We start from the raw sequence: 7,063 nt of genomic DNA on the forward strand, positions 1-7,063 counted from the left end.
CCACCAGCAGGCGTTTCACCCCGGCCTTTTTCACCGGGCCAATGATTGCCTCAGCGGGCACCGTGGCAAAGTGCGCCGCACTGATCACCACGTCACTGCCGCTGATGGCCTGTTGCAGCGCTTGCGCATCCAACGCATCGACCTGTTTGGCCGTCACACCCGGCTTCACATCAATTGATTCAACATTGCGCGCGATGGCAACAACGCTATGCCCACGACGCAACGCTTCTTCCAGCAGTTGGCCACCGGCGCGGCCGGTGGCACCAATAATTGCGATCTTGCTCATGATGTTCTCCAGTTCGTCAGGGTTTAAAACCATTCACCACTTCATTTCGCCCTTGGCGACTTTGGCGCTCAGTTCCAGCGAGCTTTCGTCGGCGAGGGTGGGGTAACGCTTTTTCATCGCTGCGATCAGCTCGGCGGCGTTCTTGGCCTTGTGGGCTTCATCGTCGAAGGCCTGGATGTAACCGGCGGTAAACACCACGGATTCAAGGGTCGGCGTGCCGAGGTAGTGGCCCGGCACCACCGTGCGCGGTTTCAGGCTCTCGATGCGTTGCAGGGTGGCCAGCCAGTCGGTGTGGGATTTGGCGGTTTGGGTGTCGGCCATCCACAGGTGAATATTTTCCGAGACCACCACCCCACCGACCACGGCCTTGATTGACGGGATCCACACAAAGCTGCGATCAGGCTGCGGGCCGTCCAGGCCGATGACCTGCAGTTGCTCGCCTTCAAGGCTCAGGCTGGTGCCTTGCAGTACCTGTGGGACGATGGTTTTGCTTGGCTTGTCGGCGCCCATTTTCGGGCCCCAGAACGCCAGTTTGTCCGCCACGGTGGCGTTGATGTGGTCGACCACCGGTTGCGGGGCGAGCACCTTGGCGTCTGGGAAGGCAGTGGTCAGGGTGTCGAGGCCGAAGTAGTAATCCGGGTCGCCGTGGCTGATGTAGATGGTGGTCAGGTGTTTGCCGCTGGCGCGGATTTTCTGCACCAGTTGCTCGGCCTGGCCCTTGCCGAATTGCGCGTCCACCAGGATCGCGTCCTTGGCGCCGCTGACCAGCACCGAGCTGACCGGGAAGATGGCGGCTTCGCCAGGGTTGTACACGTCGAGGGTCAGCTCGGCCGCTGCGGCATGGGCGGCGAAAGCCAGGGCGGCAGTGGCCAGGGTCAAGCGCTTGAGGGTCGAAAGCATTGGGCAGTTCCAGCAGTCGTTGGAGAAGCACAGAGCTTAGTTGCACCAAACGCGACTAAAAATGCGATGCTGGGACATAGTTTGTTTCTAAAAGCGTTCAAATCATGGATCGTCTCCAAGCAATGCGCGTGTTTGTCACGGTGGTGGATTTGGGCAGCCAATCTGCCGCTGCCGATCATCTGGACCTGTCCCGCCCGGTGGTGTCGCGCTACCTGGCCGAGTTGGAAGACTGGGTGGGCGCGCGTTTGCTGCACCGCACCACGCGCAAGCTCAGCCTTACGGCGGCGGGCAGTGAAACCCTGCCGCGCTGTCGGCAACTGTTGGAGTTGTGCGGCGACATGCAGGCCGCCGTCAGCGAGCCCGATGACGCGCCCCGAGGCCTGCTGCGTTTGAGCGTGAGTACCTCATTCGGCCAGGCGCAGTTGGCCGAGGCCATCGCCGAGTACGTCAAGCGCTACCCTCTGGTCACGGTCGATCTGCAGATGCTCGACCGCACGGTGAACCTGGTGGATGAGCGCATCGACCTGGCGATCCGCACCAGCAATGACCTGGACCCCAACCTGATTGCCCGGCGCCTGACTGTCTGTCGCTCGGTGGTGTGTGCCACGCCGGCGTATCTGCTCGAGCACCCGGCCCCGCAGAAGGTCGAGGACCTGGCCCGGCACAATTGCCTCACCCACTCCTACTTCGGCAAAAGCCTGTGGCATTTCGAAGAGCAGGGCGAGCATGTCTCGGTGCCGGTGCACGGCAATATCACCGCCAACGAGGCCAGTACGTTGCTGCGTGTGACCCTGGCCGGGGCGGGGGTGGCGATGCTGCCCAGTTACCAGGCCGGCGAGCATATCCGCCGGGGCGAACTGGTGCGTTTGCTGCCTGCCGCCGAGCCACGGCAGATGAACATCTACGCGGTCTACGCCTCACGCAAACACATGCCGTCGGCGTTGCGCAGCCTGCTGGATTTTCTGGTGCTGAGGTTCCCGGAGGAGCCTGCGTGGGATATCGGCCTGTAAGCCGACATAAACCGGTTGAATGTCGTCCAATAATGGCAACTCGCCCTGGCTGGCCTATGCTTTAGATAGCACTGTATAGATCCGCTCAGAGGTCCGTGCCATGAGCATCAAAACCAGAAAGTACGTGATGATTTTCAGCCTGTGCGCCATTGCCAGCGCGCTCTACGGGACTGCCGCCTACCGTGTGGAACAGACCCGTATGCAGCCGACGTTTGCGATCAGCTGCCATCAGGATCAATGCGTTCCCCACACCGGCAGTTTCAGCGCTTTACGCTAGAAACGACCCGCGTGAGAGCCTTCAGGCCTAAGGTGTTTCGGCCTTGAGTTGCTCGCGAAACGCCTTGGGTGAGAACCCGACCCGTCGGCGAAACAGCCGAGAGAAGTTGGTCGGGTCGGAAAACCCCAGCACCTCCGACATTTCATTGATGGTCATGCTGGTGTAGGTCAGCAAGCGCTTGGCTTCCAGCAACTGGCGGTCATGCATGATCTGCAGCGCAGGCTGCCCGCCCAATTCCCGACAGGTGCCGTTGAGGTGTGACACCGAGATGCCCAGTTTGTGGGCCAGGTCTTCGATCTTGGGGTGTTCACGGTAATGCTGTTCAACCAGTTGGGTAAAACGCCGGAAGTACTCGCGCCCGCGCGGTGCCCGTGGGTGGCTACGCTGGATGGCCTGGCGGCTGATCCACACCAGCAGCACGCTGACCAGGGCGTGCATCAGCATGTCCCGGGCCGGTTGTTCATCGGCGTATTCGTCCTGCAGGCGGGCGAACAGGCTGTTGAGGTAGTCGCTGTCCTTGCCCGCCGGGTAACTGCCGAGTGCCTGCAGCGCGTCCACCGTCGCGCCCAGTTGCGACTGCAGATGGCTGACCAGCGGCGCCGCCAGCGTCACCACGTAACCCTGCACATCTTGCTCAAACCGAAAACCGTGCACACACAGTGGCGGCAATACCTGCAGCGTCGATTCGTTCAGCGTGGTGCGCTGGCCTTCGATTTCCAACTGTGCCTGGCCTTTGTGCACGTACAGCAATTGGCACAGGTCCGCGTGCCGGTGGGGGTGGATCTCCCACTGGTATTCCCGACTGCGCCGGGAAATGGTTTCACAGTGCAACAAATCGGGCGTCGGCCACTGCTGGCTTTCCCCGTAAAGCTTGAAGACCGGAATCGCGTTTTTTGTCATGGTTTCAATCCGATACTCGGCAGAGTGGTGCGGTAATCGCCCCGATTGGCAAAAAGCGCAGGCTTTCGCGCAGTTTTCACCTTCTTCCAGCGCGCACTCAAGTGAAAAATGTCAGCAACAAAACCAATGACAACTCTTTCACTCGATCCGTTCGTGTGGAATCTGCGGGTTATAAAAATAATGAAAACGCTGAAAACCCAAGTCGCCATTATCGGCGCCGGCCCCTCCGGGCTGCTGCTCGGCCAACTGCTGCACAACGCCGGCATTCAAACCCTGATCCTTGAGCGTCAGAGCGCCGATTACGTGCAAGGTCGCATCCGCGCCGGGGTGCTGGAGCAGGGCATGGTCGACCTGTTGCGCCAGGCCGGCGTCAGCCAGCGCATGGATGCCGAAGGCCTGGTGCATGGCGGCTTCGAACTGGCCGTGAATGGCCAGCTCACCCACATCGACCTCAAGGCCTTGACCGGCGGCCAGTCGGTGATGATCTACGGCCAGACCGAGGTCACCCGCGACCTCATGGCCGCCCGCGCCGCTGCCGGCGCCACCACGCTTTACGAGGCGCACAATGTTCAGCCTCACGACCTGAAAACCGATCGACCCTGGCTGACCTTCGAGCATGAGGGCGAGGCGTTGCGCCTGGAGTGCGACTACATCGCCGGGTGCGATGGGTTTCATGGCATTGCCCGTCAGTCGATCCCGCCCGAATCGCTCAAGGTGTTCGAGCGCGTCTACCCGTTCGGCTGGCTGGGCATTCTGGCCGACACACCGCCGGTCCACGCTGAACTGGTGTACGCCAAGCACCCGCGTGGCTTTGCCCTGTGCAGCATGCGGTCACCCAGCCGCAGCCGTTACTACTTGCAGGTGCCCGTCGAAGAACCTCTGGATGAGTGGCCGGACGCACGTTTCTGGGATGAACTGAAAACCCGTCTGCCCAGCGACTTGGCCGAGCGGTTGGTGACCGGCCCGTCGATCGAAAAGAGCATCGCGCCGTTGCGCAGTTTTGTCGTGGAGCCGATGCAGTACGGGCGGCTGTTCTTGCTCGGGGATGCCGCGCACATCGTGCCGCCCACCGGCGCCAAAGGCTTGAACCTGGCAGCCAGTGACGTGAGCACGCTGTTTCGGATTTTGCTCAAGGTGTATGGCGAGGGGCGGGTAGACCTGCTGGAGCGCTATTCCGCGATCTGCCTGCGGCGGGTATGGAAAGCGGAGCGGTTCTCGTGGTGGATGACGTCGATGCTGCATCAATTTCCGCAGGACGACGGGTTCAGCCAGCGCATCGCCGAGAGTGAGTTGGCGTATTTCATCCACTCCGAGGCCGGGCGCAAAACCATCGCGGAAAATTACGTCGGCCTTCCTTACGAAGCTATCGAATAGCCTGCTATCGTATCGAGCATTCCCGTGGGCTGCCTTTTCCCGCGGGCCCTGCTCGAAGGTTCTGCCGTGACTCAGCTCAATCAGCCCGCCCCACCGCTTCCTGCCGTGCGCAGCATTCTCGCCTCGTTGATGATGGCGATCTTCCTCGGCGCCCTGGACCAGACCATTGTCGCCGTGTCCATGCCCGCCATCTCCGCACAGTTCCATGACGTCAACCTGCTGGCCTGGGTGATCTCCGGCTACATGGTGGCGATGACGGTGGCGGTGCCGATCTACGGCAAGCTGGGCGACCTGTACGGTCGCCGGCCGATGATGCTGATCGGCATGGGCCTGTTCACCGTGGCCTCGCTGTTCTGCGCCATGGCGCAAAGCATGGAGCAACTGGTGCTGGCGCGGGTGATCCAAGGGATCGGCGCCGGGGGGATGATCTCGGTGAGCCAGGCGATCATCGGCGACATCATCCCGCCGCGTGAGCGCGGGCGCTACCAGGGGTATTTCAGCAGCATGTACGCGGTGGCCAGCGTGGCCGGCCCGGTGTTGGGCGGTTACATGACGGAGTACTTGTCGTGGCGCTGGGTGTTCCTGATCAACCTGCCCTTGGGCGCCGGCGCCTGGTACGTGGCCCATCGCACGTTGGTGGGGCTGCCGGTACCGCAACGCAAGCCGATCATCGATTACGTGGGCACCGTGCTGATGATCATCGGCCTGACCGCCTTGCTGCTGGGCATCACCGAAATCGGCCAGGGCCATCATTGGCGCGACACTCAAGTGCTGGGCTTGCTGGCCACTGCGCTGGTGGCGTTGAGCCTGTTTGTCTGGCACGAACGCCGCACACGCGAGCCGTTGCTGCCGATGCACCTGTTCGCCAACCGCAGCGCGGTGCTGTGCTGGTGCACGGTGTTTTTCACCAGTTTCCAGGCGATTTCCCTGACAGTGCTGATGCCCCTGCGCTTTCAGACAGTGACCGGCGGCGGCGCCGACAGCGCCGCCTTGCACTTGCTGCCCCTGGCCATCGGCCTGCCGATTGGCGCGTATTCCGCCGGGCGCATGACTTCGGTGACCGGGCGTTATAAACCGATGATTCTTGGCGGCGCGCTGCTAAGCCCACTGGCCATTCTCGGCATGGCGTACAGCGCGCCTCAGGCTGTGCTGTTGACCGGCGCGTTCATGCTGCTGTGCGGGATTGCCGCGGGAATGCAGTTCCCCACGTCCCTGGTGGGTTCGCAAAACTCGGTGGAGCAGCGGGATATCGGGGTGGCCACCAGCACGACCAACCTGTTCCGGTCCCTGGGTGGGGCGGTGGGCGTGGCGTGTATGTCGGCGTTGCTGTTGGCGCTGTTGCAGGATTCCAGCTTTGCGCATTTGGCCAGTGGGGCGATGGTGGGCGAGGGTGGGTCTGGCAATGTGTTGCTCGACGGCCTTAACGCGGCCCCGGGGCCGGCGCAGGATGCGTTGCGTGGGGAGTTGGGGGTGACGTTCAGGCATTTGTTGATGGTGAGTGCGGGGGTTTCGTTGTTGGGGTTGATGGCGGCTGTTGCGATGCCGAATCGGGTGTTGCGGGGGCGTGAGGATAAGGTTCGGTAGGGGGTGGTGTAGGTTTGGTGTTGGTGTCGGTGTTGGTGTTGGTGTACATATCCGTTGCTGCGGTAACGGCGGCTTATGGTTCCGCTCTTACAGCGGGTCACTTTTGGAAGAGCGCCAAAAGTAACCAAAAACGCTTCGCCCCAACACTCGGCACCTCGCCTCCGGCTCGGTGTGCCCTCACGCAGGCTTGAATCCGTGGGCCGCCGCAATGGGCCATCCCTGGCCCAGTGCGGCTAACCCGGCGTCCTGCCGGGTTGCCCACGGATTCAAGCCTGCGTTCGGCCAGCGTGATTGACGGGGCGCCTCAGATCAAAAGCCAGAGCGCGGCGGCCTTCGAGCCGACCGGAGTTGCGTGTTGGAACTCGGTTAAAAATGTGGGAGGGGGCTTGCTCCCGATGGCAGTGGGTCAGCTACAGATTTATCAGCTGACACACCCTCATCGGGGGCAAGCCCCCTCCCACATTTGGATCTCCATGTATCAGGGATACATCAACCTGCTGTTGATCTTGCCCTAACATCCTTTGCGCTGACGAAGTCAGCGATCTTTTGATCCAGCGCTCTTGATCGTGATCTTGATCTTGATCTTGATCTTAGGCGCCCCATAAAAACACGCTGGCCGAACGCAGGCTTGAATCCGTGGGTAACCCGGCAGGACGCCGGGTTAGCCGCGCTGGGCCATGGATGGCCCATCGCGGCGGCCCACGGATTCAAGCCGGAGTGAGGGCACACCGA

At 61.9% G+C, this 7,063-nt stretch carries 7 protein-coding genes; 4 read left to right on the plus strand and 3 right to left on the minus strand.

Translation table 11 applies throughout. From position 1 onward, the window contains the following. Window positions 1-286: NAD(P)H-binding protein (locus GIW02_RS26650; protein ID WP_236422207.1), on the minus strand; the 286-nt coding region annotated here is incomplete at its 3' end. A gap of 33 nt (window positions 287-319) precedes the next feature. Next, window positions 320-1,186, minus strand: coding sequence for an MBL fold metallo-hydrolase (locus tag GIW02_RS26655; RefSeq protein ID WP_236418343.1), 867 nt, complete (start codon window positions 1,184-1,186; stop codon window positions 320-322). A gap of 104 nt (window positions 1,187-1,290) precedes the next feature. On the opposite strand from GIW02_RS26655, the gene GIW02_RS26660 reads away from it, so the two are divergent. After that, on the plus strand, window positions 1,291-2,196 hold the full coding sequence (locus GIW02_RS26660; protein ID WP_236418342.1) for a LysR family transcriptional regulator: 906 nt from the start codon (window positions 1,291-1,293) through the stop codon (window positions 2,194-2,196). Window positions 2,197-2,296: 100 nt separating this feature from the next. Continuing rightward, window positions 2,297-2,473 (plus strand): hypothetical protein, encoded by a 177-nt coding sequence (locus tag GIW02_RS26665; RefSeq protein ID WP_236418341.1) that lies wholly within the window; start codon window positions 2,297-2,299, stop codon window positions 2,471-2,473. Between the two features lie 27 nt (window positions 2,474-2,500). Here GIW02_RS26665 and GIW02_RS26670 read toward each other — a convergent pair whose 3' ends face one another. Continuing rightward, window positions 2,501-3,373 carry a helix-turn-helix domain-containing protein gene (locus GIW02_RS26670; RefSeq protein ID WP_236418339.1) on the minus strand — a complete coding sequence of 291 codons (873 nt, stop codon included), beginning with the start codon at window positions 3,371-3,373 and terminating at the stop codon, window positions 2,501-2,503. Window positions 3,374-3,562: 189 nt separating this feature from the next. Between GIW02_RS26670 and pobA the strand changes: the two genes are divergently transcribed. Together pobA and GIW02_RS26680 are read left to right on the plus strand one after the other, a co-directional pair. Continuing rightward, window positions 3,563-4,747 carry a 4-hydroxybenzoate 3-monooxygenase gene (pobA, locus tag GIW02_RS26675; protein WP_236418350.1) on the plus strand — a complete coding sequence of 395 codons (1,185 nt, stop codon included), beginning with the start codon at window positions 3,563-3,565 and terminating at the stop codon, window positions 4,745-4,747. A gap of 66 nt (window positions 4,748-4,813) precedes the next feature. After that, a complete protein-coding gene (locus tag GIW02_RS26680; protein ID WP_236418338.1) occupies window positions 4,814-6,331 on the plus strand; it encodes an MDR family MFS transporter in 1,518 nt (505 codons plus the stop codon). Window positions 6,332-7,063: the final 732 nt, after the last annotated feature.

This window comes from Pseudomonas syringae, from assembly GCF_021606685.1.
GTDB lineage: Bacteria > Pseudomonadota > Gammaproteobacteria > Pseudomonadales > Pseudomonadaceae > Aquipseudomonas > Aquipseudomonas syringae_R.

Coding starts and splice junctions, on each gene's coding strand:
- GIW02_RS26655 (WP_236418343.1), bottom strand. CDS start 1,186: ATGCTTTCGACCCTCAAGCGCTTGACCCTGGCCACTGCCGCCCTGGCT.
- GIW02_RS26660 (WP_236418342.1), top strand. CDS start 1,291: ATGGATCGTCTCCAAGCAATGCGCGTGTTTGTCACGGTGGTGGATTTG.
- GIW02_RS26665 (WP_236418341.1), top strand. CDS start 2,297: ATGAGCATCAAAACCAGAAAGTACGTGATGATTTTCAGCCTGTGCGCC.
- GIW02_RS26670 (WP_236418339.1), bottom strand. CDS start 3,373: ATGACAAAAAACGCGATTCCGGTCTTCAAGCTTTACGGGGAAAGCCAG.